At 42.7% G+C, this 24,097-nt stretch carries 24 protein-coding genes; 12 read left to right on the plus strand and 12 right to left on the minus strand.

Features of this window, described 5'->3' with window-relative positions; genetic code table 11:
- Positions 1 to 13: 13 nt before the first annotated feature.
- From M2369_RS12620 to M2369_RS12660, 9 genes are all read right to left on the minus strand, one after another.
- Positions 14 to 1,537 carry an acyl-CoA carboxylase subunit beta gene (locus M2369_RS12620; RefSeq protein WP_259254451.1) on the minus strand — a complete coding sequence of 508 codons (1,524 nt, stop codon included), beginning with the start codon at positions 1,535 to 1,537 and terminating at the stop codon, positions 14 to 16.
- An 18-nt stretch (positions 1,538 to 1,555) separates the two neighbouring features.
- Positions 1,556 to 2,335 carry an enoyl-CoA hydratase-related protein gene (locus tag M2369_RS12625; protein WP_259254453.1) on the minus strand — a complete coding sequence of 260 codons (780 nt, stop codon included), beginning with the start codon at positions 2,333 to 2,335 and terminating at the stop codon, positions 1,556 to 1,558.
- A gap of 15 nt (positions 2,336 to 2,350) precedes the next feature.
- The gene (locus M2369_RS12630; RefSeq protein ID WP_259254454.1) at positions 2,351 to 3,256 is read right to left on the minus strand and encodes a hydroxymethylglutaryl-CoA lyase; all 906 of its coding nucleotides are present in this window, start codon (positions 3,254 to 3,256) and stop codon (positions 2,351 to 2,353) included.
- 12 nt (positions 3,257 to 3,268) lie between these two features.
- On the minus strand, positions 3,269 to 3,484 hold the full coding sequence (locus M2369_RS12635; RefSeq protein ID WP_017367387.1) for an acetyl-CoA carboxylase biotin carboxyl carrier protein subunit: 216 nt from the start codon (positions 3,482 to 3,484) through the stop codon (positions 3,269 to 3,271).
- On the minus strand, positions 3,481 to 4,830 hold the full coding sequence (locus M2369_RS12640) for an acetyl-CoA carboxylase biotin carboxylase subunit (RefSeq protein ID WP_041507175.1): 1,350 nt from the start codon (positions 4,828 to 4,830) through the stop codon (positions 3,481 to 3,483). Before M2369_RS12640 ends, M2369_RS12635 begins: the two co-directional genes overlap by 4 nt.
- Positions 4,831 to 4,838: 8 nt before the next feature.
- Complete coding sequence (locus M2369_RS12645) at positions 4,839 to 6,476, minus strand: AMP-binding protein (RefSeq protein ID WP_259254456.1); 1,638 nt, start codon at positions 6,474 to 6,476, stop codon at positions 4,839 to 4,841.
- A gap of 42 nt (positions 6,477 to 6,518) precedes the next feature.
- Entirely contained in the window at positions 6,519 to 7,661 is a 1,143-nt protein-coding gene (locus tag M2369_RS12650) for an acyl-CoA dehydrogenase family protein (RefSeq protein WP_058337178.1), read from the minus strand.
- Between the two features lie 159 nt (positions 7,662 to 7,820).
- Complete coding sequence (locus M2369_RS12655; protein WP_058337179.1) at positions 7,821 to 9,356, minus strand: glycoside hydrolase family 10-like protein; 1,536 nt, start codon at positions 9,354 to 9,356, stop codon at positions 7,821 to 7,823.
- Positions 9,357 to 9,380: 24 nt separating this feature from the next.
- Entirely contained in the window at positions 9,381 to 10,268 is an 888-nt protein-coding gene (locus tag M2369_RS12660; protein ID WP_039167874.1) for a tyrosine-protein phosphatase, read from the minus strand.
- Between the two features lie 90 nt (positions 10,269 to 10,358).
- Here M2369_RS12660 and M2369_RS12665 point away from each other — a divergent pair, with 90 nt between their 5' ends.
- Positions 10,359 to 11,111: a DeoR/GlpR family DNA-binding transcription regulator gene (locus tag M2369_RS12665; RefSeq protein WP_017359514.1), complete on the plus strand. Its 753-nt coding sequence runs from the start codon at positions 10,359 to 10,361 to the stop codon at positions 11,109 to 11,111.
- Between the two features lie 121 nt (positions 11,112 to 11,232).
- Positions 11,233 to 11,622: a tautomerase family protein gene (locus tag M2369_RS12670; protein ID WP_047947144.1), complete on the plus strand. Its 390-nt coding sequence runs from the start codon at positions 11,233 to 11,235 to the stop codon at positions 11,620 to 11,622.
- A gap of 33 nt (positions 11,623 to 11,655) precedes the next feature.
- On the opposite strand, the gene M2369_RS12675 is transcribed toward M2369_RS12670, so the two are convergent.
- Entirely contained in the window at positions 11,656 to 12,210 is a 555-nt protein-coding gene (locus M2369_RS12675) for a hypothetical protein (RefSeq protein WP_017367394.1), read from the minus strand.
- Between the two features lie 125 nt (positions 12,211 to 12,335).
- On the opposite strand from M2369_RS12675, the gene M2369_RS12680 reads away from it, so the two are divergent.
- The 6 genes from M2369_RS12680 to M2369_RS12705 all read left to right on the plus strand — a co-directional run bounded on the left by M2369_RS12680 (position 12,336) and on the right by M2369_RS12705 (position 20,069).
- The gene (locus M2369_RS12680; RefSeq protein ID WP_008346629.1) at positions 12,336 to 13,469 is read left to right on the plus strand and encodes a CdaR family transcriptional regulator; all 1,134 of its coding nucleotides are present in this window, start codon (positions 12,336 to 12,338) and stop codon (positions 13,467 to 13,469) included.
- 77 nt (positions 13,470 to 13,546) lie between these two features.
- Positions 13,547 to 14,956 (plus strand): glycolate oxidase subunit GlcD, encoded by a 1,410-nt coding sequence (gene glcD / locus M2369_RS12685; protein WP_259254459.1) that lies wholly within the window; start codon positions 13,547 to 13,549, stop codon positions 14,954 to 14,956.
- Positions 14,953 to 16,293 (plus strand): (Fe-S)-binding protein, encoded by a 1,341-nt coding sequence (locus M2369_RS12690; protein ID WP_259254461.1) that lies wholly within the window; start codon positions 14,953 to 14,955, stop codon positions 16,291 to 16,293. Before glcD ends, M2369_RS12690 begins: the two co-directional genes overlap by 4 nt.
- A 78-nt stretch (positions 16,294 to 16,371) precedes the next feature.
- Positions 16,372 to 17,859: a spore germination protein gene (locus M2369_RS12695; protein ID WP_041507167.1), complete on the plus strand. Its 1,488-nt coding sequence runs from the start codon at positions 16,372 to 16,374 to the stop codon at positions 17,857 to 17,859.
- 12 nt (positions 17,860 to 17,871) lie between these two features.
- Entirely contained in the window at positions 17,872 to 18,972 is a 1,101-nt protein-coding gene (locus M2369_RS12700; RefSeq protein WP_259254469.1) for a GerAB/ArcD/ProY family transporter, read from the plus strand.
- Entirely contained in the window at positions 18,969 to 20,069 is a 1,101-nt protein-coding gene (locus tag M2369_RS12705; RefSeq protein WP_259254471.1) for a Ger(x)C family spore germination protein, read from the plus strand. The genes M2369_RS12700 and M2369_RS12705 overlap by 4 nt, the downstream gene beginning before the upstream one ends.
- Positions 20,070 to 20,112: 43 nt before the next feature.
- On the opposite strand, the gene M2369_RS12710 is transcribed toward M2369_RS12705, so the two are convergent.
- Positions 20,113 to 20,343, minus strand: a complete 231-nt coding sequence (locus tag M2369_RS12710; protein ID WP_008346618.1) for an excisionase family DNA-binding protein — start codon at positions 20,341 to 20,343, stop codon at positions 20,113 to 20,115.
- A gap of 167 nt (positions 20,344 to 20,510) precedes the next feature.
- On the opposite strand from M2369_RS12710, the gene M2369_RS12715 reads away from it, so the two are divergent.
- From M2369_RS12715 to uptA, 3 genes are read left to right on the plus strand one after another with little or no spacing between them, the layout of a single operon-like run.
- Entirely contained in the window at positions 20,511 to 20,918 is a 408-nt protein-coding gene (locus M2369_RS12715) for a GtrA family protein (RefSeq protein WP_039167903.1), read from the plus strand.
- Between the two features lie 4 nt (positions 20,919 to 20,922).
- On the plus strand, positions 20,923 to 21,804 hold the full coding sequence (gene galU / locus M2369_RS12720) for a UTP--glucose-1-phosphate uridylyltransferase GalU (RefSeq protein ID WP_039167895.1): 882 nt from the start codon (positions 20,923 to 20,925) through the stop codon (positions 21,802 to 21,804).
- A 53-nt stretch (positions 21,805 to 21,857) separates the two neighbouring features.
- Complete coding sequence (uptA, locus tag M2369_RS12725; RefSeq protein ID WP_058337186.1) at positions 21,858 to 22,460, plus strand: undecaprenyl phosphate transporter UptA; 603 nt, start codon at positions 21,858 to 21,860, stop codon at positions 22,458 to 22,460.
- 39 nt (positions 22,461 to 22,499) lie between these two features.
- Here the strand turns inward: uptA and M2369_RS12730 are convergent, their stop codons facing one another.
- Positions 22,500 to 23,321 carry a uroporphyrinogen-III synthase gene (locus M2369_RS12730; RefSeq protein ID WP_058337187.1) on the minus strand — a complete coding sequence of 274 codons (822 nt, stop codon included), beginning with the start codon at positions 23,319 to 23,321 and terminating at the stop codon, positions 22,500 to 22,502.
- A 148-nt stretch (positions 23,322 to 23,469) separates the two neighbouring features.
- Between M2369_RS12730 and M2369_RS12735 the strand changes: the two genes are divergently transcribed.
- Entirely contained in the window at positions 23,470 to 24,090 is a 621-nt protein-coding gene (locus M2369_RS12735) for an acetate uptake transporter (RefSeq protein WP_007499188.1), read from the plus strand.
- Positions 24,091 to 24,097 lie beyond the last annotated feature (7 nt).

A 24,097-nucleotide genomic window follows, 5' to 3' on the forward strand; every position in this document is an offset into this window, starting at 1 on the left:
AGGTCTGCCCCCTTTAGACCGGATAGACCGGATGTTTTCGTTTCGTAAATGTCATGTCTTTCGATGAATAGGCTACTAATCTATGACAAAGTTCCGTTCTTAGACGGTCAAATGGGATGACGCCATCGACAATCATTTCAGAGGCAAGCTCATAGATATTCATATCTTCCTGGTATTCCTTCCGTTTCTCTTGTATAAATGAAGCCCTCTCTTCGGGCGGGAGTTCTGCAATTTTATTTGCATAGACGGCATTTACAGCGGCTTCTGGACCCATCACAGCGATTTGCGCCGATGGAAGAGCGAGACAGCAGTCTGGCTCAAAAGCAGGGCCTGCCATTGCATATAGTCCTGCTCCGTATGCTTTACGGACGATGACGGATATTTTCGGAACGGTCGCCTCTGACATAGCGGAGATCATTTTTGCCCCATGACGAATAATGCCGGCTTGTTCCACTTTTGTTCCAATCATAAATCCTGGTATGTCCGCAAGAAAGAGTAGCGGGATATGAAAGGCATCACAGAGCTGAATAAACTTGGCGGCTTTATCAGCTGAGTCGTGGAATAATACGCCGCCTTTTACTCTTGGCTGATTGGCAATGAGACCGACAGGCTGACCGTTCATTCTGCCAAAGCCGGTAATTAACTCTGCGGCAAACAGCTTTTTGATTTCAAAAAATGACTCTTCATCAATCAGTAAATCGATGAGTTGATACATATCAAATGGGGTATTCTGGCCTTTAGGGATTAAGTCTTGGATGGTGGTTTCAGATGGTTTAGGTGCTTTTGCTGCTGTCGTTTTTGGTTTTTCTGTATAGTTGGCAGGCATATAGGTTAAATAATCACGTGCAATTTGAATAGCCTCTTCCTCTGTTTTGGCTAATATATCTCCGCATCCAGAAATGCTGCAATGCATTTTCGCACCGCCCATTTCCTCAAGTGATACTTTTTCACCGATCACCATTTCAGCCATTCGCGGCGAGCCTAAATACATAGAGGCATTTCCTTCGACCATGACGACAATGTCACAAAAAGCAGGGATATACGCACCACCGGCTGCAGATGGACCGAAGAGTAAACAAATTTGCGGGATACGTCCAGACAGCTTGACTTGGTTATAAAAAATGCGCCCTGCTCCTCTTCTGCCTGGGAACATTGCGATTTGATCGGTGATTCTTGCACCCGCTGAATCGACTAGATACAGCATCGGACAATTGAGCTTCTCGGCCGTTTCTTGAATTCGAATGATTTTTTCTACTGTTTTGACGCCCCACGATCCTGCTTTAACCGTAGAGTCGTTTGCCATGACACAAACAGTCTGCCCATTCATACGCCCGGTTCCGGTGACGACACCATCTGCTGGTAAATGTTCATCTTTGCACTCTGCAAACATGGCATCTTCAATGAAAGAATCCTCATCTAATAACAAATGGAGCCGATCACGGACAAATAATTTTCCTTTTTCTTTGTTTTTTTGATGGTAGCGTTCTGCCCCGCCCTTTTCAATTCGTTGTTTTTTTAATTTATATTCTTCGATCATAAACATTCCCCTTTCTTGCTATTTCCCTCTGTAATAAGGCGTTCGTTTTTCTTGAAAAGCCTTGAGACCTTCTAGTCGATCTTCTGTATGAATAAGCCGCAGATACGCTTCGTATTCTTTCGTCAGACCTGTTTGTAAATCGTGATCAAGGCTGGATTGAATGGCTTGTTTTGCTTCTTTTAAAGCGATCGGTGCATTTTTGGTGATTTGTTTTGCGAGTGTGATGGCATCATTCATCAGTGAATCGGCTGTAGAGATACGTTCAATCAGCCCAATTTGAACGGCTTCTTCTGCTCGTAAAGAAGTGCCTGTGAAGATCATTTCTTTCGCTTTCCCGGGTCCGATCAGGCGCGAAAGTCTTTGTGTGCCCCCTGCTCCCGGCAGGATAGCTAGTCCTGTTTCCGGCAGGCCGAGCGCTGAACCCGCTCTTGCGATGCGGAGATCACAGGCGAGCGCGAGCTCAAGACCTCCGCCAAGTGCGTGTCCGTTTATCACGGCAATGACAGGAACAGGCAAAGATTCAATGTCTGTAAAGGTTTGCTGAATGGTCAGAACGGCTTCTTTGGCTTCTTGTTCTGTCATCAATCGCCGTTCTTTTAAGTCTGCTCCTGCGCAAAAAACTTTAGCGCCAGCTCCTGTCATGAGCAAACAGCGGATGTTTGCATCATGTTTGATTTCTTGAATCGTTTGGTTGATTTCCTCTAGCATAGCAGCGGAGAGAGCATTGGCTTGTGCTGGTCTATTTAATGTCATGATGCCAATGTGATCTTGTATTGAAAAATTGATCAATGAAGTCATGTGATTCACCCTTTATCAAGTAGTGTGAGACTGAAAAGCGCGTAAACAGTGACTTGGCAGGGTTCGATCCACTTTTGCTTCAATCCATTCAGCCGCTTTAATCAAGCAAGGGAGGTCGACATTTGTTTCGATCCCGAGTTTGTGAAGCATGTGCACCACGTCTTCTGTCGCCACGTTTCCGCTGGAGCCAGGTGCATAAGGACAGCCGCCAAGCCCTCCGCTAGAGGCATCAAATATGGTGATGCCGGCTTTTAATGCTGTATAAATATTGGCAAGCCCCATTCCTTTCGTATCATGAAAATGAAGTGCGATTTTATCAGCAGGAAAGCGTTCAAGTAAAAGGTCTAACCGTCTTTCTACTTGCAGCGGATGGGCTTCCCCAATGGTATCCCCAAGTGATATTTCATCAATGCCGAAGGACAGCAGCTGTTCCGTTAATCGCAGCACTTGGTCCATCGGCACTTGTTTTTCATAAGGACATCCAAACACGGTAGAAATATAGGCCCGCGTTTGCCGTCCTTCTGCTTTTAAATCGGCTGTCATTTGTTTGATCACAGGCAGTGTTTCCTGTATAGATCGATTCATATTCTTTTTGTTATGTGTCTCACTCGATGAGATAAACATAGCCCCTACCTCAAGGTTTGCTTCAAAAAAATGAGCTAATCCTTTTTCATTTGGGATGAGTGCGGCATAGGTGATATCCTCTTTTTTGTTTAATGATTGGGCTAATTCTTTGGCGTCTTTTAAGGCTGGAACCCATTTAGGATGAACAAATGAGGTGACTTCAATATAAGGAAGATGGGCTTCTTCGAGTAAATGGATCCATGTTCGCTTCTCCATTGTGTCCAGCCAAACAGATTCATTTTGTAGTCCATCGCGCGGGCCGACCTCTCTAATGAACACATTTTTTGGTAATGCCATGCGGCTTTCCCCCTATTCTGTCAGCTCTAAAAGTACCTCTCCCTCGTCAACAAATTCCCCCTCCGCCTTATACACTTTACTGATTACACCTGCTTCTTCTGCAACAATGGGAATCTCCATTTTCATCGATTCTAAGATGGCGACTTCCTGTCCTTTTTGCACATCATCACCCTGTTTCACAAGAAGTTTCCACAAGTTTCCGGCCATTTGTATCGTGACAGTTTTCATGAACGGTTTTCCTCCCTTTTTTTCATCAGATAATCGGTTGTGATGCGGCCATGTAAAAAGGCAGTTGATTCGGCCATTTCCTTTAAAAGCGGTACATTGGTTTTGATCCCTTCTATTTCATATGCTTGTAATGCTGCTTTTAATCGTTCTATGGCGAGTTTTCGAGTATCACCGTACACAATCATTTTCGCAATCATTGGATCGTAAAATGGGGTAATGACACTTCCGCTCGTGACGCTTGACTCATGACGGATATATGGGGCATCAGGTGTAGAAAGCCGAGTGATCGTGCCTGGCGAAGGGTAAAATGTCACAGGGTCTTCAGCGTATATTCTAACTTCAATCGCGTGCCCAATTTGATGAATATCCTCTTGGCTGAAGGACAGGGGCTCTAATGCGGCAATTTTTAGCTGCTCCTCGACAAGGTCAATCCCGGTAATTTCTTCTGTGACCGGGTGTTCTACTTGCAATCTCGTATTCATTTCTAAGAAATAAAATTGCTGGTTTTGATCGACTAAACATTCAATTGTGCCCGCATTTTCATACCCAATTGCTTTGGCAGCTTTGACGGCCATCTGTCCCATTTGCTGTCTCACCGTTTCTTCAAGACAGACGGCTGGTGCCTCTTCAACAATTTTCTGATGTCTTCTTTGGAGTGAACAATCTCTTTCAAATAAGTGAACGCCGTGACCGAACGAATCAAAAAGAACTTGAATTTCGATGTGCCGTGCGTGTTCAATCACCTTTTCCATGTATAAAGTTCCGTCTTGAAAGAAACTTTGTGCTCTTTTTTGATTTCCTTCAAACGCTCGATGCAGTTCTTCGTCGTTGCGGACGAGCTGCATACCAATCCCGCCGCCACCGCTCGATGCTTTTAGCATAATGGGATAGCCGAGTGTCTGTGCTTTATGAACACCTTCGTCTGCATCATGGAGTGGGGCTGAAACACCAGGAACGATTGGGATGCCCGCTTGTTCCATCGTTTTTCTCGCTTCAATTTTATTTCCCATCTGCTGAATGACTTGTGCAGATGGTCCAATAAAGGCAATGCCTTCACTCCGGCAGCGTTCAGCAAATGCCGCATTTTCTGATAAAAGACCATACCCTGGGTGGATAGCATCAGCATTTGTTTGTTTGGCAACCTTAATGATCGCTTCCATGTTTAAATAGCTTTCAGAAACTTTAGCGCCGCCGATATAATAGGCGCTGTCTGCTTCTTGCACATGAAGTGCATGCTGATCAGCCTCTGAATAAACGGCAACGGTTTTGATTCCGAGCCGTTTACATGTCCGAATTACTCTACGGGCAATTTCGCCTCGATTGGCGATCAATACTTGTTCAAACATCGCTGCTTTCACTCCTTTATTAGATCAAGCGCCTGCTTTTTCAAGCGGAATTTCTGAATTTTGCCTGAGGCGGTCATTGGGTACTCATCTGTAATGAAAAAGTATTTCGGGATTTTGTAGCGTGCCATTTGCGACTGACAATAGCTCGTTAATGTCTCAATTGAGACCGACTTCCCTTGTTTCAGCCGAATGAATGCGGCTGCTTCCTCGCCGTATGTCTCGTCAGGAATACCAACGACCTGTGCGTCAAGAATGGCAGGGTGAGCGTATAAGACATCCTCAATCTCTTTTGGGTACACATTCTCTCCGCCTCTGATGATCATATCTTTGAGCCGGCCTGTGATTTTCACATAACCGTCATGATCCATCTCAGCTAAATCCCCTGTATGAAGCCATCCGTCCTCATCAATGACTTCATTTGTTGCTTCTTCGTTTTTATAATAGCCTTTCATGACATGATAGCCTCTTGTACAAAGCTCCCCTTGCTGTCCTCTTGGCACTTCTTCTGACGTTCCTGGTAAGGCAATTTTGACTTCAATTTGAGGAAGCGCACGTCCGACCGTTTGAACGCGTCTTTCAAACGAATCATCGGTTCTTGTTTGGGTAATGACGGGTGAACTTTCGGTTTGACCATAGGCAATCGTGAGCTCTCTTAGTCCCATTTTTTCAATGACTGCTTTCATGACGTGGGATGGGCAGAGTGAACCGGCCATAATCCCCGTTCGTAATGTGGACAGGTCATAAGAGTGGAAATTTGGATGATCAAGCTCTGCGATGAACATGGTTGGTACACCGTGAAGAACCGTGCATTTTTCTTTTTCTACTGTTTGAAGGACTCGTTCTGGATGGAATGATTCAAGTGGAATGATCGTTCCCCCTTTTGTGAGACAAGCAAGTACACCAAGAACAGAGCCGAAGCAATGAAAAAACGGCACTGGGATACACATACGGTCCTGCTCTGTTAATTTCATACAATCTGCGATCTGACTCGCATTACAGACGATGTTTGTGTGGCTGAGCATGACGCCTTTTGGATAGCCGGTTGTGCCTGAAGTGTACTGCATATTAATAACGTCATCAGGCGTGAGCTCATTCATTCGCTTCTCCCATTCATGATCTTCGGTTCTTTTGGCAGCCACTTGAAGACGACCCCAGCCGAGCATGCCGTTTGGTACATGCTGACCGATATAGATACATCTTTTTAAATAAGGAAATTGTGTGGAAGTGATCTCCTCTTGATGAGCGGTTTGAAGTTCTGGAATTAGCTCTTCAAGCATGTTGACATAGGACGTTTCTTTAAAGCCGTCTACAATAAACAACATTTTGCTGTCAGAATGCTTGAGTAAATAGGCGAGTTCCTGTGATTGAAAATTGGTATTCACAGTGACAAGAACAGCACCAATGGAGGCGCAGGCAAATTGAAGAATGAGCCATTCAGGTATATTTGGTGCCATAATGGCGATGTGATCTCCCTTTTGAACCCCTAATGCCATGAGACCTTTACCTGTTTCCTTGACCTCTTGATAAAACGCTTCGTACGAATAACGTAAAGAACGTTCTGGGTAAACAACGGCTTCATGTGCTGGATGCTGTTCTTTTTTTTCTCTTAATAGGGAGCCAATCGTTTGCGGGTGAATCGACATCATTGCTTTCCTCCCTCATGTGTAGTAAGCGTTTTCATTAAGGTATTACGCTAACAACTGTCTTGCGATCACGAGCCGCTGAATTTCAGAGGTCCCTTCTCCGATTTCCATGAGCTTGGCATCTCTCACAAGCCGTTCAACACCGCATTCTTTCATATAGCCTGTTCCGCCATGAATTTGGACAGCATCAAGACTTGCTTTTGTCGCCATTTCTGAAGCAAACAGTTTGGCATAGGCCGCTTCTTTTGTAAATGGTTTGCCTTGATCTTTCAGCCAAGCGGCTTTCCAGACCATTTGTCTTGCAAGCTCTATTTGCATCGCCATATCCGCCAGCTTAAACTGAATGGCCTGGAAGGATGAGAGCGTCTTTCCAAATTGCTTTCTTTCTTTTGCATAGGAAAGTGAAGCATCAAGTGCAGCTTGTGCAATTCCGACAGATAAGGCTGCAATGGAAATTCGTCCGCCGTCCAATGTATATAAAAATTGCTTGAATCCTTTCGATTTGTCTCCCAATATATGATGCGCTGGTACACGCACTTCGTCTAAATTGATTTCAGCCGTATCTGAACCGCGAACCCCCATTTTGTCATATGGATTTGTAATCGACAGTCCTTTTTGCCCTTTCTCCACAATAAAGGCGGAGATGATTGGACGTCCGTTTTCATCATGATCTGTCACAGCGGTGACAATAATCGTTCTGGCATAATTGGCATTGGTGATCCAGCACTTTTCCCCACTGATGACATATTCTTGTCCGTCTTTGATGGCTTTTGTTTTTGTTCCTTTTGCATCTGATCCGGCGTTTGGTTCTGTTAATCCGAAGGAGCCAAGCGCTGTTCCAGAGGCTAATGGAACAAGATGGTCCATCTTTTGCTCCTCCGTGCCGAAGTAATAAAGTGGACTTGCGCCTAAGGAAACCGCTGCGGCATAACTTAGACCTGTACTGGCACACTGCTTGCCAATTTCCTCTACTGCCAGTGCATACGAGATCGTATCTCCTCCAGAACCTCCATATTTCTCTGGAAAGGGTATACCCATAAAACCGAGCTCCCCCATTTTTTGAAATGTGTTCACCGGAAATGTTGCCTGTTCATCAACAGTTTGAGCGTGTGGTGCAATTTCTGTTTTTGCAAATTCTTTGACCATCTGACGGATCATTTGCTGCTCTTTCGTTAATTCAAAATCCATTTTGCTTCCCCCTTTGGCGCTTTTCTATCATATTTATTATTGAAATAGCTGCTTCATGCCAAGCTTGATTGAATTCAGAAAATTAAAATTAAAATAGTAGAAAAATAGAGAAAGCAAAAAAGCATAAATGGAGGAAACCCCTCATTTATGCTGTCTTTTTTATTTTACTGTTTTTGTAGAAGGTTTGCTTTCATGATGAAGGCGATTGAGTGCAGTCACTTTATAGGTATAGCTCTTCTTTTGATTTGCTAAAATGTCTTTCGTTTGTGTGAAGGAACCTGTTTCTTTTCTGACCGTTTGCGCAAATTCGTATGTCCCTTTATTCGACAATCGATAGACTGCATAATAGGATGCACTAGAGCGCGGATCATTTTGTATCTGTAAAACTGCACCATCCTCTGTCTTTTTCACAGATTGAATGATTGGTTTTTTAGGCGCTTTTTGATGAAGCCATGGCATCTCTGGTATGAGAGCCGGTTTGCTATAGGTTTCTTCTATTAATCGTTTCTTTACATTCAAGGGATTCCGATTGATATCTTTCAGACTAAAATGCATGCTTCCTTGTACGAGCTGTGACTGCCTGTTCAGCTCGATCTGGCGAAAATACTCCTCGGGATCAGACCAAGCAGGATCACTGTTTTGATTGATTTTATACGTCGCTTGGCCAATGTACAAGTGAACAGGCTGCCCCTTCACTTCATTTGACCACCATTTCGTCAGCACATCATAGGCAGCGGGCTGAAAGCCAATACTCCAATAAATTTGCGGGGTGATATAATCAATATGGTGCTGCTGTATCCACTCTCTTGTATCAGCATACAAATCATCATAATTGGTCATCCCTGCAGTTGTGTTTGAACCGGTTGGGTCATCTTTTATGTTGCGCCATACACCAAATGGGCTAATGCCAAATTTCACATACGGTTTTTCTTTCTTAATGGTGCTATTGATCTGCTTCACTAGCTCGTTCACATTATCCCTTCGCCAATCTTCTATATGAGTGAACTTCTTCCCGTAAGTTTCATACGTTTCTTGATCTGGAAATGGCACACCAGCGATTTTATTCGGGTAAAAATAATCATCCATATGCACCGCATCAATATCGTAGTTTTTCACTACTTCCTCTATCCCGTCAACAATGAAGTCCTGAGCATCAGGAATGCCTGGATTAAAGTACAGCTGATTTCCGTAGGCGATGGTCCAATCAGGGTGCGCTCTTGCAGGATGATCGGCTGATAACCGGTTGAGATCGGTATGATTCATGGTGATTCGATAAGGGTTAAACCAAGCATGAAATTCAAGACCGCGTTTATGTGCTTCTTCTATCATAAATTCAAGCGGGTCATATCCAGGGTCTTTCCCTTGTGTACCAGTCAAATATTCAGACCATGGACCAAATTTTGATGGATAAAAGGCATCTGCTGTTGGTTTAATTTGCATGATGACGGCGTTCATATTCATCGCTTTGATATCGTCTAACAGTTGAATGAACTCTTGTTTCTGCTCATCTGCGGGCAGTCCTTTCTTTGAAGGCCAATCTAAGTTATAAACTGATGCGACCCACACTGCACGCATCTCTCTTGTGCTCTCAAGCTTCCCTTTTGGCATCGAACGAGCTAGACTGCTAGACGGAATCAATAAGAAGACACCCATGAAAACTAGTGTCAGAACCGTCATACTGATCTTTTTCAGCATGCTTTGCATCACCTCATATTAAGTTTATTCTGCGTTTTGTGATGGAATGCCAGCAGATGGTGTAAGCAAGATGTTTTTTACTTTAAGCAGCTGAGCTTTAGGGACGTCGCAGGCTTCTACTAAATACCGCTCTGCACTTCCGTATGTATCCATCATCTCATTCAGTACATCTTCAAGATAATCTTGCTGCACACCGAGCAGGGGTTGAATTTGTTCTTTTGACACCCGATATAAACTCATCATGCGAACAAATCGTTCTTGTCTTTTCACTAGCATTTTCACGCCTTCATTGGAACGCATGTATTCACTTAAAACGGTATGCACCGGCACACCCGCTGCTAATTGAATAAGAGCAGATAAAAAGCCTGTACGGTCCTTTCCGCTTGTACAGTGAAGCATAAGCGGATAATTTTTTTCATCGGACAGTAATGTAAACAATTGCTGAATCTCTTTTTTTCGCTCATAGAGCATGCTTTGATATACTTCTTTCATGATCGGTGTAAAGGATAGAGATTTTCCTTCTGCTATTAGCATACGAAACATGGTCCATTTGCTAGGCATCATGCTGTCAGGCTGCATAGGGATATGAACAATTTTGTCATGTTCCATGATCTTTGGCGGGTGTGATTTTCGTTCTGAGCTTGTACGTAGGTCACAAATCGTTTGAATTCCAAGTGTTGAGAACGTCAATATATCTTGCTTCGTGAGACGTGATAAATCGGCAGAGCGATAAATCATTCCTTGTTTGATGACCATCTGATCCGTTGTTTGGAGTCCCCCTACTTCTCTAAAATTTGCAAGCTTTGAAAATTGTATGTTGTGTTGATTCATAGAAGTGAAAATCCTTTCTATCCTCTTTTCTCTATCATACGCTTTTATGAAAAATGAGAAAAGATAAGAGAAAAAGATCATTCGATTCTCCCATGTTGATCAGTGACATCTTTTACGTGGAATTATTGTTATAATAGAATCAGCATATTCGTATTGATTGGAGATTGTAGCATGATAAAAACAAAACGTATTCAGCAAATAAAAGAGTATGTATTTGACCGGGAATCTGCCTCTCTTGATGAGCTTGTGACGCATTTTGGCGTCTCAAAAAACACCATACGCCGAGATGTACAAGCATTGGTAGAATCCGGCGTGCTAAAGAAAGTGTACGGCGGCGTCGCTGTGAATCACTCAACATTGGTGGTGTATCAGGAGCGAAAGACTCGTCAGCTGAGTAAAAAACAATTGATCGGACAGGCTGCCGCTGCTTTTGTTGAACATGGTGATATGATTTTTGTTGATTCTGGTACAACGACACTGGAGATGCTTCCCTATTTGAAGGAGAAACGGATTACCGTTGTGACAAATAACGTGGATTTCATTACACAGGCTATGCCTTATGAACACCTCACCATCTTTTCAACCGGCGGTATGCTAGAGCGAAAAACAAATTCTTTCGTTGGTTATCAAAGTGTTGAGCGTCTAAAAGCATACAATGTCAATAAAGCATTTATTGCATCAACGGGTTTATCCATTGATCATGGCGTCACGAATTCCTCCCCGCTTGAGACAGATATTAAAAAAACGCTCGTTGAAAAAAACGCCAAAACCTTTTTATTAGTCGATGATAGTAAGTTTGACCATTATGCCTTGACCACGTTTTGTGACTTAAAAGACATAGACATCGTCGTGACGAATGAACAACCAAATGAAGATTACCTTCAATATGGAAAAGAGCATGATGTGAAGTTTGTCACGCCTTAGTCCAGAGCAAAAAAGCCAAGCGCCAATGTTTTGGCTTTTTTCTTATGCGCAAAAGAGTGAAACGGCGAAGTGTTGGTTACATTATGATTGTACATTTAACACATGTTTGGAGGTTGACCTGATGCCGTTGTTACGTTTTGACGTGATAGAAGGCCGTTCAAAAGAGGAATTAAAAAAACTGCTGGACACTTGCCATGAAGCAATGGTTGATGCCTTTGGGGTACCTGAACGAGATCGCTATCAAATTGTTCATCAGCACCGCCCTGAAGAGATGATCATTGAAGACACTGGGCTTGGTTATCCGAGAACAAAGGATCTGGTTGTCATTAGTGTTGTCAGTAAACAGCGGACGAAAGAACAAAAGGAACAGCTTTATGCACAAATCGCAGAACGTATAGAAAAAGAATGCGGAGTTGCCAAGACGGATGTGATGATTTCCATCGTGGAAAATGGAGACGCCGATTGGAGCTTCGGGATGGGTGAGGCTCAATTCATAAGAGGATTGCTCTAAAAAACGGCTCAGGAATGTGAGCCGTTTTTTGATTCATTCATTTTCAAGCTGCATGAGCAAGTTGAATAAATAGCGGTACACTGCTGAGATCACACCAATTAAAGGCGTATCTTCTTTGATGTCTTCTAGTTCAAGAAGCGGAATGTTGATATCAAATAACCCGTCTTGTCCATTAAATTGAAGCTGAGCACCATTTAATGTTGAGAGCATCTCTTTTAGTAATCCAGTATCTTTTTTAGGACGCTTCAATCCGAATAACACGGTATACGTCTGAAATACTTCATCCCATTCTATGGCAAGTCCGTCGGCTCTCACCACATCAAACCACTTCGACTCGATATAAATGAATTCTTTTTGTTGTTTTTTTACGTATGTAAGAGGTGTATTTAAAAAGGAAGCATTTTCTGTTTGAATCATTTCCTCCGATTCCTTGTCTACACGTTCTATATAAACATCTGCAAAGCGTGCTTCTTCTGTCATTTTTGCCCCTTCTAGCGGCCAATTTTGACTTGCGGCTTTGTTATATTCAAAGTCGGTGAGCGCCTGCCCTTCTTTCAATAAATCTTGTAAGCGATTTTGCAGTGACATGACTGTATCTCCTTTCATCTACTTCATATGCGTTTTTTATTTTAGCATAACACATGAAAAGAAAGATATGCCTGAGCATATGATGGTATGATAGTGGAAAAAGAAACATCTCGGAGGGGACCGTTTTGCTCACAATGACACTGGCAGAAAAAATCGTAGATGAGGTCAAAAAGGTACTGACGGAAGAAATCATCATCACACAAACAAACGGTACCATTATTGCTGCAACAGATCCAGCACGCATTGGTCAATTTCATGAAGGAGCATATGTCACATCCTTAGAAGGGCAGAAACGAATTCTCACAAAGGATGATGTGCTGCAGATGAAAGGCGTCAAAGCCGGTATCAATCTGCCTATTTATTTCAAACAAGAAGTCATTGGGGTCATTGGAATGACAGGTGATCCAAGGCATGTCTCCCCTTTTGGCGACATTTTACGGAAAATGACGGAGCTGCTCATTCAAGAGCATGAATTCTTTCAAGAAACGGAAACAGATGAACGGCAGCTTGAAGCATTTGTATTCGACTGGCTTCATCTGCCAGAGACAGCGGCTGGTATGACCGAGAAGGCGCAGCGGCTTGGCTTTGATGTCAACAAGCAGCGTGTCGCTATTCTCATTGATTGTCAAGACGAATCGTTTATGAAGCAGGATCAATACAAACTGATGAAGGACAAATTGCAACTCACCAATCAGGAGATCATTGTTCGCTGGGGGCATGCACGTTTTTTGCTCATGCTACAAGCCACACCAGATGGTCGTGATACATGGCACAAGCGCTTGTTCCATATTCATGCTGCGCTCACAGCGTTGTCACCATCGAGGATTTTAATGGGGGCAGGAAAACCAGCAGCTTCTCATGTCATGAAGCAGTCCTTTCATCAAGCTTTTCGCGCTTTAAAATTGGCGCATGCTGAAACACCGATTGTGTTTGATGAAGATTTGACGCTTGAACTTTTTATGGAGGAAATCAGTCAGGAAACAAAAGATGCGTTTCTTGATCGAACGATTGCGTCTCTTTTCCCCTATCCTGAACTAGTGAAAACATTGCGGGTGCTCATCGCTTCGGATTACTCATTGAAACATACAGCAGAAGCTATGCATGTCCATATTAATACACTTCATTACAGATTAAAACGGATTCAGGATTTAACGACACTTGATCCAAAGCGCATGCAAGATGCGATGCTTTTTTATTTGGCCTTGCTGCTTTTAGATCATGATACAAAAAATACGATAAAACAGCCTGATATTTTGTAGAATCGTCTATAGTCATGTGACGGTTCTTTTTTTATACTGGTAGAAACGAGACGTTAAATGAGCGGGAGTGATTGCATATGCTAGATTCAGAATTTTCAAATCAATTAAAAGAGATTGTCGGTGCGCCCAATGTCCAAGACAGCAAGGCGGATCGTCTTGCCTACTCTTATGATGCGACACCAAATTTTCAACAGATGCCAGATGCCATCGTGACACCTCGCACAGCAGAAGAAGTGCAGCAAATTGTGAAACTGTGCGCCTCTTACAAGGTGCCGATCGTCCCAAGAGGCTCAGGGACGAATCTGTGCGCAGGAACATGCCCTACTCAGGGCGGATTGGTGATTCTCTTTACTAGAATGAATCAATTATTAGAAATAGACGAAGAAAATTTAACCGCAACGGTGCAGCCTGGCTTAATTACGCAGGAATTGATTCATCAAGTAGAGAAAAAAGGTCTCTTCTACCCGCCTGATCCAAGCTCTATGAAAATTTCCACATTAGGCGGCAATATTAACGAAAATTCAGGGGGACTGCGGGGGTTAAAGTATGGAGTAACAAGGGATTATGTCCTTGGGCTTGAAGTGGTTTTGCCAAATGGTGATATCATCAAAACAGGCGGAAAGCTTGCAAAAGATGTCGCTGGCTATGATATGACTCGATTGTTCGTTGGTTCAGAAGGAACACTCGGGATTGTCACAGAAGCGGTGCTAAAGCTCCTGCCGCTTCCAGAAACGAAACAAACAATGCTTTGTTTATACGAAAGCCTTGAAGAAGCTGCGACTTCTGTATCGGCCATCATTGCTGAGCGTATCATTCCTGCTACATTAGAATTTATGGATCAGCCGACCCTTGAAGTCGTTGAAGATTTTGCAAACATCGGCCTGCCCACCGACGTTCAAGCTGTGTTATTAATTGAACAGGACGGCAACCCTGAAGCTGTTTCTCGTGATATCCAAAAAATCGCAGAAGTCTGTGAGCAGCACGGGGCTAAAAGCGTCAAGATTGCACATTCAGAAGAAGAGGCAAGTGCGCTCTTAACAGCGAGACGCTCTGCTTTATCTGCCCTCGCTCGATTAAGTCCTACAACGATTTTAGAAGATGCTACCGTTCCCCGGTCTGAAATTGCCAATATGGTTCGTGCAATCGAAGACATTGCACGAAAGTACGAGGTGAACATTTGTACGTTTGGTCATGCAGGTGATGGCAACTTACACCCCACTTGTGCGACAGATGCAAGAAATGAAGAAGAAATGAAACGTGTAGAAGCTGCCTTTCAGGCCATTTTTGAAAAAGCCGTTGCACTTGGCGGCACCATTACAGGCGAACATGGCGTGGGTCTCATGAAAGCCCCCTATTTGGAGCTGAAGGTCAAAAAAGAAGGAATCGCTGCCATGAAGGCGATTAAACAGGCACTTGACCCGGCAAATATCATGAACCCAGATAAAGTGTTTGGAAAAGCCTCAAGAAAGCGAGTGGTGGTCTCATGAGTTCTTCTTCTAAGCAAAAAGAGATCCAGCAGCAGTTTCAGGAGCAAATGGATGAAAAGGAGCTGCTTAATTGCATGCGCTGCGGCTTCTGCCTCCCTTCCTGCCCTACCTATATTGAATCTGGACAACAAGAAACGCACTCTCCTCGGGGCCGAATTGCGTTAATGAAAGCTGTAAGAGATGGCGTCATTGAGCCGGATGAAGATGTTGAACATTCCCTTAATCTTTGTCTTGGCTGCCGTGCATGTGAACCAGTCTGCCCTTCTGGCGTCAAGTATGGACAGTTGCTAGAAGATGCCAGAGACATTATTCAACAACATAAAAAACAATCATTTCCTGTCAAATTGATGAGACGTGTTGTGTTTAAAGGTCTCTTTCCGTCACAAAGTCGTATGCGACAAGCTGCTAGTTTTCTTCGATTTTATCAAACATCTGGACTGCAAACAGCCGCCAGGAAGACGCGCATACTGAAGCTGCTTCCCTCCCATTTACAGTTGATGGAACAGGCACTTCCAAAGGTACCGCCTCAAAAGAAAAAACGTTTGAATGAATATAAAGCCATTGGTCAGGCAAAAAAACGGGTGGCGTTTTTTACTGGCTGTTTAATGGATACAGTTTTCTCAAACACAAACAAAGCGACCATTCATCTCTTGCAGCTGGCAGGCTGCGATGTGATCGTTCCTCCTATACAAACGTGCTGCGGCGCGCTTCATGGTCATAGCGGAGAAAAAGACCAAGCAAAACAGTTAGCCAAGCGGAATATTGAAGCATTCGAGGAAACAGATGCCGATGCGATTGTCATGAATGCGGGCGGCTGCGGCGCCTTTTTAAGTGATTACGGTCATTTGCTTCAGGATGACCCAGATTTTCAAAAACGAAGTAAAGCCTTCTCACAGAAAATAACCGATATATCAAGCATCCTTGTGGAGCTGGAGTTTCACCGCCGCGTGCCACTGGTTTTGCCAGCGCAAGTGATCACCTATCAAGACTCCTGTCATTTACGAAATGGGATGAATGTACAACAGGCGCCGAGGGTGCTCATGAAAGCCATTCAAGGGGTAACGTTTAAAGAAATGAAAGATGCCGGCCGCTGCTGCGGATCTGCAGGAATCTACAATATCTTGCAGCCAGACATGTCGATGCAAATTTTAGATCATAAAATGACGGAAGCGAGCAACACAGCTGCAGCTGCCATTGTGACGTCGAATCCAGGCTGTCAATTACAAATGGCAGCAGGCGTCAAAAAGGCAGGACATATGCCTAGCATGAGAGCGATTCATCTGGCTGACTTTTTATTAGAAGCCGTTCAATATGGAAAAAAAGCGTCCAGCTCATGAAGCTGAACGCTTTTTTTATGCATATCTTCAGACGATTGGTTGGATAATAGAGGAAAATCGCGGAAGGAGATGGTTCAAGTGCTGAAGAAAAACAAATCAAAACAGAAAGACCCGAATTCAGTATTTGAGGCACTATCGCGTTCCTCTGATTTTATCAATGAATTATCAAGTTCCGGAGGTTTCCTTTATAGAATTTCTTTTTTTCGTCCTTTAATTAATGGCAATCTCCTTCATGAACAAATCTTGCCTTTTATTCAGCAATTGCATCTGACACCCACCCTTGAAGAGCTGAAAGAACACATCCCAATCGAACAAGCTGTGATTACGAGGGACCTTCAAAAAGTGGAAGAAGCTCTTCATCGAGGCAGTATTGCTGTTCGAATTGAGACAGACTGGGGCAAAGCGCTCCTTTTGCCGATTGAAGAAAAGAAAGGCAGACAAGTGAGCCAACCTGAGATTGAATTCGGGATTATCAGTGCGCAGGAAGCCTTTGTGGAAGGGCTGGATACAAACTTAAACTTGCTCAGACGCAGGCTGCCCACTCCTGACCTTAAAGTAGTTGAACACACAGTTGGTACCCTTTCTCAAACGAAAGTAGCCGTTGTATACATAGAGGATATCGCCAACCCACAGAACATTGAAACCGTTCTTCAGCGGATTCAAGATGTTGACTATGACCAAATTCTAGATTCTAATTATCTTGCGCAAATGCTTTATGATGTGTCCAATACAATCTTTCCATTGTTTTTAAATACAGAACGGCCAGACAGGGTTTCCTCAGGTTTAACGGAAGGAAAAATAGCCATTATGGTTGACGGTTCGCCTCATACCCTGCTTGCACCTACAATTTTACTCGAGTATTTTTCTACAATGGAAGACTATAACATGTCTTGGATCGCAGCATCCTCCTTTCGGCTGTTACGCATTTTTGCTGTGATTTTTTCTATTTTTGCAACCCCTTTGTATGTAGCTGTTTTAACGTTTCACTATGAACTGATTCCTAAGGACTTATTAGAAACGATAGTAGCATCACGCTATCTCGTTCCCTTTCCGCCTATTATTGAAGCATTATTTTTAGAGATATCGATTGAGCTGCTTAGGGAAGCCGGGTCTCGTCTTCCTGCAAAAGTCGGACAGACGCTCGGGATTGTTGGAGGTATTGTGATCGGACAGGCTGCGGTTGCAGCGGGATTAACAAGTAATATCCTACTCATTATAGTCGCATTATCAGCTCTTGCCTCTTTTGTCACCCCTATTTATAAAATGGGGACAACCATTCGTCTCTTACGTTTCCCATTCCTTTTTGCTGCACAAGTGTGGGGAGCGCTAGGGATTTCGCTAATGGGGGCTTTTCTTCTTACACATTTAATGAAATTAACGTCTATAGGCCAGCCCTACTTAGAGCCAATCTTTCCACTTCGATTGGCCGATTTAAAGGGTAGTTTGATTCGGCCACAACTCCGCTTTTTGAAAAAGCGTCCAGAAAATTTACGCCCGCAAAATGAAACGATACACCGCCAGAAGCCAAAGCAAGGGCGTAAGGGGAAAAATGATTTTTATGAATAAGGAAGTGAAGGCATGAGCTCTTCTTCTGTGAAAGAAAAATTTCAAGTGTCCCCTTTTTTTGTGTTTTTTCTGATCAATGCCAATCAAGTTGGTGTTGGTATTTTAAATTTCCAGACGAATCTTGTCTGGACGATTAATAACGATGGGTGGATCGCCATTTTAATTGCTGGTGCAAGCGTCAATTTGATGATTTTCCTCATTTACTTTTTGTTTAAAAAAGCACCTACTGACGAATTTAGTGACATTACGCAATCTGTGTTTGGTAAATGGCTCGGACAATTCATCAACATTCTCTACATTTTATATTTTTCTTCATTGTCTTTGATTGTGCTTGTTCATTATATGGATGTGATCCATGTTTGGCTGTTTAAAGAAATTCCTGGTCTTTTATTTGCATCAGTGCTGCTCATCCTCGTCTATTACATTCACACAGGCGGATTTAGAACAATCGCAGGCTGGGCATTCTTTAGCATTGTCCTAACGTACTGGATGACCTTTATCTGTTTTTATGTCATGAAATATAGTCACATCCGGTTTATGTTCCCAATGTTTGATCATTCATTTTCACAACTCATGATGGGGGTCAAAGATGCCTCTTTATCCATGTTTGGTTTTGGAACATTGCTTGTCTATTATCCCTTTATTAAAAAAGCACAAACGTCGCAAAAATTTGCACATATGGGAGTGTTGCTAACGACATGCCTGAATTTGCTTGTATTTCTCGTCTCTATAGCGTACTACTCAAGTGCTCAGCTCGAACTAACGAAATGGCCGACATTGACATTAACCAGCATTGTCAAACTTCCGTTTATCCAGCGCTTTGAATTTATTGAAGTGTCGCTATGGCTTTTGCTTATCGTTCCAAATATCGCTATTCCATTATGGGCAGCCAGCAGAATGGCAAAACAAGTGTTTCACACGAGCCAGCGCACCACGTTAATAGTTCTCAGCCTTCTCATTCTCGTCATGTTTTCATTTTTTATTAGAGCTACCTCATTTGAGACATTTAATAAATGGGTGGAATATAGCGGATACATCCTCATCTATGGATTGATTGGATGTATGATCATTGGGCTGCTGCTGAAAAAAAGGTGGGTGAAAAAACGAACATGAAACATTCTATTATGATATGTCTCATGTTATTGAGTCTTTTCTTAACGAGCTGTGCACAGCCTCGTCTCTTAGACGAATTAAGTATCTCGCAGGCGGCGGGATTTGACTTATTGGAAGATGGAGAAATGAAGGGCTTCTTTGTTTTCCCTGTTTTTAAAAGCGAAGAACAAGGAAGCTATCAAATTGTAAGTGCTAAGTCAAATACCATTAGTAATATTCAGTTTCTTGTTTCGGAAAAATCGCCTTTCCCCGTTGTCATGGGACAAGTACTCGTGATTTTAATAAGTGAAAAGCTGGCGAAAGAAGTGGGTATGATTGATTTGATGAATTACATCTATCGTGATCCGATCATTGGGTCTCGTCAAGTATTTGCCATAGTAGACGGAGAAGTTGAAGATTTATTGCATACAAAAATGAATCAAACCAACTTAAATATCGGTGTATATCTTTCAGATTTACTGGCTCAAAACATGCGAAACGGTAATCAACCTGTGACCAATCAGCATATTTTTATGAACCAGATGATGGCAAAAGGCGTAGATGCCTACCTCCCTTACATTAAAAATACAAGCAACTCTATTAAAGTGTCAGGTGTCGCTCTTTTCGATCAAGAAAAAATGGTTGGGCATATTCCAGGGGAAGATACATTTACGTTTAAAGCGATGATTGAAAATCATAAAAATGGGATTTATGAGTTTCGATTTAATGACAGAAAGAAAACCCATGTTGTTATTGAAAATATCAAATCACATGTGTCTTATCACATTAAACCAACTGAAAACCTTTCAAAAAAGCCTCATATCACCATTGATATCAAGCTGAAAGGTGAGTTAAAAGAATTCATGAAATCAAAAAAAATCGATACGCCTTCTATCTTGCAGCATGTTGAAAAAGAAGTGGAGAAGCGTGTGGCCCAGCAAGGGCAAGACCTTGTTCAATCCTTTAAAAAGCAAAAAATTGATCCACTTGGACTTGGTTTGAGGTATCGCTCTAAAGATAAAGCCATGACACCGGAGAAATGGCAAAAACTCTACCCTGATGCAGATGTCCAAGTGAATTGTCATATGAACATTGTCCAAACGGGTGTCAGCCAATAAAAAAGACTGTATGAAAAGGTCCTCCCTTCTCGTACAGTCTTTTTTAATCTTCATCTTTTACGTCCGGGTCCTCAGGGATTGGTTCATTTAAGATGTCTTGAATGAGCTCTTTATATTGTTCTAGCTGTTTCATATGGGTTTGAAACTGCCCTTGATAAATGAGATACGATTCCCCGTCAAATACGTAACGAATCTTTTTTTGCTGGATTAATTTTTCAACATATGCTTCTGATACTTCTAAGTATTCAGCTGTTTCTCCAATTGTTAAATACATGCATGTGCACCACCGTTCGTTTCATCTTACAAATTATATCACGAGCTGGTGAAAAAACAGATATCACTTGTTCATGTTTTTTTCATCTTTTCTTCACTGATTCGTCAACTCGCTTTTGTACAGTATTCATACACCCACTCAAACACTAGGAGGTGATGATCCTTCGCATGACAAAGAAAAATATTCGGACCTATGCCACATTTTTAACTGTAGGCGCTAGCAATACGATGATTGACTTTCTGTTCTTCTTTTTTTTCACTGCTTGCTTTGTTCCCTCTTTTCTTGCACAGTGCCTGTCCTATACAGCAGGAATGCTGAACAGTTATGTTTGGAATCGAAAATGGACGTTCCAAGTAAAAAAGAAAGCGGACAGGTGGGAATGGATCAAGTGGGCCACAGTCAACGGCGCAGCGTGTCTCCTCACCTATGTTGTCTTATATGTCATGCAGCAAGCAGGTTTCTCATTATTCATTAGTAAAGCGATTGGTACCCTTCTTGGCATGATGATCACTTTTACTGGAAGCCGCCTATGGGTGTTTCCATCAGAAAACAAACGATCAGAAATGGAGCGATGATTCAATGAATATCAAAAAAGCCGTTATACCAGCAGCCGGATTAGGCACACGTTTTTTACCCGCAACGAAAGCACAGCCAAAGGAAATGCTGCCGATTATCGACAAACCCGCCATTCAATACATAGTTGAGGAGGCTGTTCAATCAGGCATTGAAGATATACTGATTATCACAGGAAGAAATAAAAAATCGATTGAAGATCACTTTGACCGTTCGATTGAGCTAGAACACACGTTGCTTGAAAAAGGAAAAAAAGAACAGCTGGCTGAAATCAAACATATTGCGGATATGGCCAATATTCATTATATTCGTCAAAAGGAGCCCTTAGGTCTTGGACATGCGGTATTATGTGCACGTCATTTTACTGGCAATGATCCTTTTGCGGTCCTTTTAGGTGATGATGTCATGGTGTCAGAAAGACCTGCACTCTCTCAGCTCATGGAAGTCTTTGAAGACAAACAAAGAGAGGTCATTGGCGTCCAGCAAGTGGATCGTCTAGATGTCAGTAAGTATGGTATGATAAGACCAGCTAGAGTAGACGGTCAAGTGTTTGAAGTCACAGACTTAGTGGAAAAGCCAGCTATTCATGAAGCTCCTTCCGATTTAGCCGTGATGGGCAGGTATCTGTTAACACCATCGATTTTTCCTATTCTACAAGGAATCGAGAGAGGTGCTGGGAACGAAATCCAGCTGACAGATGCCCTGAAAATCATTGCACATGAATCACCCATTTATGCAAAACAATTAGATGGGATGAGATTTGACGTTGGTGATAAGCTGGGCTCATTTAAGGCAGCGGCTGAAATTGGATTAATGCGTCATGATATGCGGCCAGCCATGCTAGCATATATGCAAAGCATACTCATGAGAGAAGCAAAACAAGCATAGGCTCTTATAAGGATGCTTGAAGAAAATTCGTATTTAAAGGCAGAGTGAAATGAATGGGAACCTTGTTTAATGAAATTTTAACCTGGCTGACAAGCCTTGGTTACGCAGGTGTTGCACTTGGACTGATGATTGAAATTATTCCGAGTGAAATTGTACTTGCCTACGGCGGATATATGGTGTCAACAGGAAGCATTGGATTTGTTGGAGCCGTCATCGCTGGGGTTATTGGAGGAACACTTGCCCAGTGCTTTATTTACTGGATCGGCCTTTACGGCGGGAGACCTTTTTTAACAAAGTATGGGAAGTATTTATTCATCCATGAGCATCATATTGCCACGGCAGAACGCTGGTTTGACCGATATGGAACTGGTGTCGTATTTACAGCTCGTTTTATCCCAGTCGTGCGCCACGCGATCTCGATTCCAGCTGGTATTGCAAAGATGCCATTTCTCAAATTTGTTCTTTTGACCGGATTAGCCGCCATCCCTTGGTCCATCCTATTTATTTACCTTGGAATGCAGCTTGGGACAAAATGGGACCACATTCAAAGTGTCGCTCACACGTATACAACACCAATTATGGTCATCGCCATCGTTCTCATCGTACTGTATTTCGTTTTGAAAAAAATTCGCACAAATCGAAAACGGACAACCTAACGAAAACGCCTTTCACTCGTCATGTGAAAGGCGTTTTTTCTATGCGTGCGTCGATTGTTTTTTCATATATTGAGATAATTCCATAATCATTGCACCCATTCTTTCAAGTGATGGGGCTAGAATGCGGCTTATCCCCTCTTCTTTTAATGCTTCAGCTGTGACTTTTCCAACAGCTACAGCTAATACATGCTGCTCGAATAGATGTTGCAGTTCTTCTTTTTTGTCCCATTCTTCTGCTAGTTTGAAAAAGGCATGAACCTGAACAGCAGTTGTAAAACAAACGGCATGGACCTTCCCTTCTTTCATTTCTTGAAGCAAAGTGTCCGCCGCCTCTGGTTCAGGGGGTGTGTGCTGATATGGCATGAGCTGCAAAACGTCTGCTCCTTTGTGATGTAAAAAATCAATGAGAGCTGGTGCATTTTCACCGTGAAGCTGTACCATGACCCGTTTACCTTGAAGTTCTTTGTCTTCTAACTTTGAAATGAGGTCACGAACGGTTCCATCTTCATCAGAAACATCTGGCTGAATGCCGTGTTTTTTTAGAGCCGCGAACGTTTTGTATCCTCTTGAAGCGATATGGGCACTTGATAAAATGTTCATAAATGCTTCTCCAAGCTGCAGCTCTTCTGCACTTTCAATTAATGTGTCTGTGCCGATACCCGTTGTTAAAATGACCCAGTCAGCTCCCTTCTTTACAAAGGTTTCTATGCCTGGCTTCAATTCCTCTTTGGCTAAAAATACAGTGCCCTGAAGAGAACGAATAACAGCTTGTCCTCCTTGCTTTTCAACAAGTGTACGCATTTCTTCTGTTTTTCTTGTTCCGCATATGGCAATGGTCTTTCCAGCTAAGCCTTTACTCATTCTCATCCCTCTTTTTCTATCACATGTATGATGTATTGTATTAAATATAGATTTATTTGGAAGACGTTGCAAGTGTCTACTAAAAAAGAGCTTGACGTTTCTATCGAATTCGAGTATCTTTTGTAAGTGCAAATTGTAGGAGGTCATTATGGAAAAACAGAATGTTCAAGCAATTCGATTATCAATCGCAGACCCAACACCACTTGGTTTGTTTGGTTTAGCAATGGTGACGCTTGTTGCGTCTTCACAAAAACTAGGAATCACAGATGGCACATCTCTTATTTTACCTTGGGCTATCTTCCTTGGAGGAATCGCGCAGCTGATTGCGTCCATACAAGATTCAAAGCATCATAATATTTTTGGAGCCACTGCCTTCGGCGCATTCGGTCTTTTTTGGATGGGCGTTGGAACCACTTGGCTCATTCAAGCGGGCGTTTTTGGGAAAACGCTTGCGGGAGCTGCGGACCCAAAACAACTAGGTTTTGCTTTTATTGGTTATTTGATTTTCAGCTTATTTATGACGATCGGTGCAATGGAAACACATAAAGTATTGTTTTTGATTTTCGTCTTTATTGATTTCTTATTCATTGGCCTGTCCCTAAGCTCGTTTGGTGTGATGTACGATGTGACTCATACGATGGCTGGTATTGCAGAATTGATTATTTCTCTTCTTTCATTTTATGGTTCTGCAGCTGTTGTGCTGAATACACATTTTGGTCGTACAGTACTGCCAGTTGGACAACCATTTCGCGTGTTTACTAAAGCATAAATAAAAA

Source organism: Bacillus sp. JUb11, assembly GCF_024807925.1.
Lineage (GTDB): Bacteria > Bacillota > Bacilli > Bacillales > Bacillaceae > Bacillus > Bacillus altitudinis.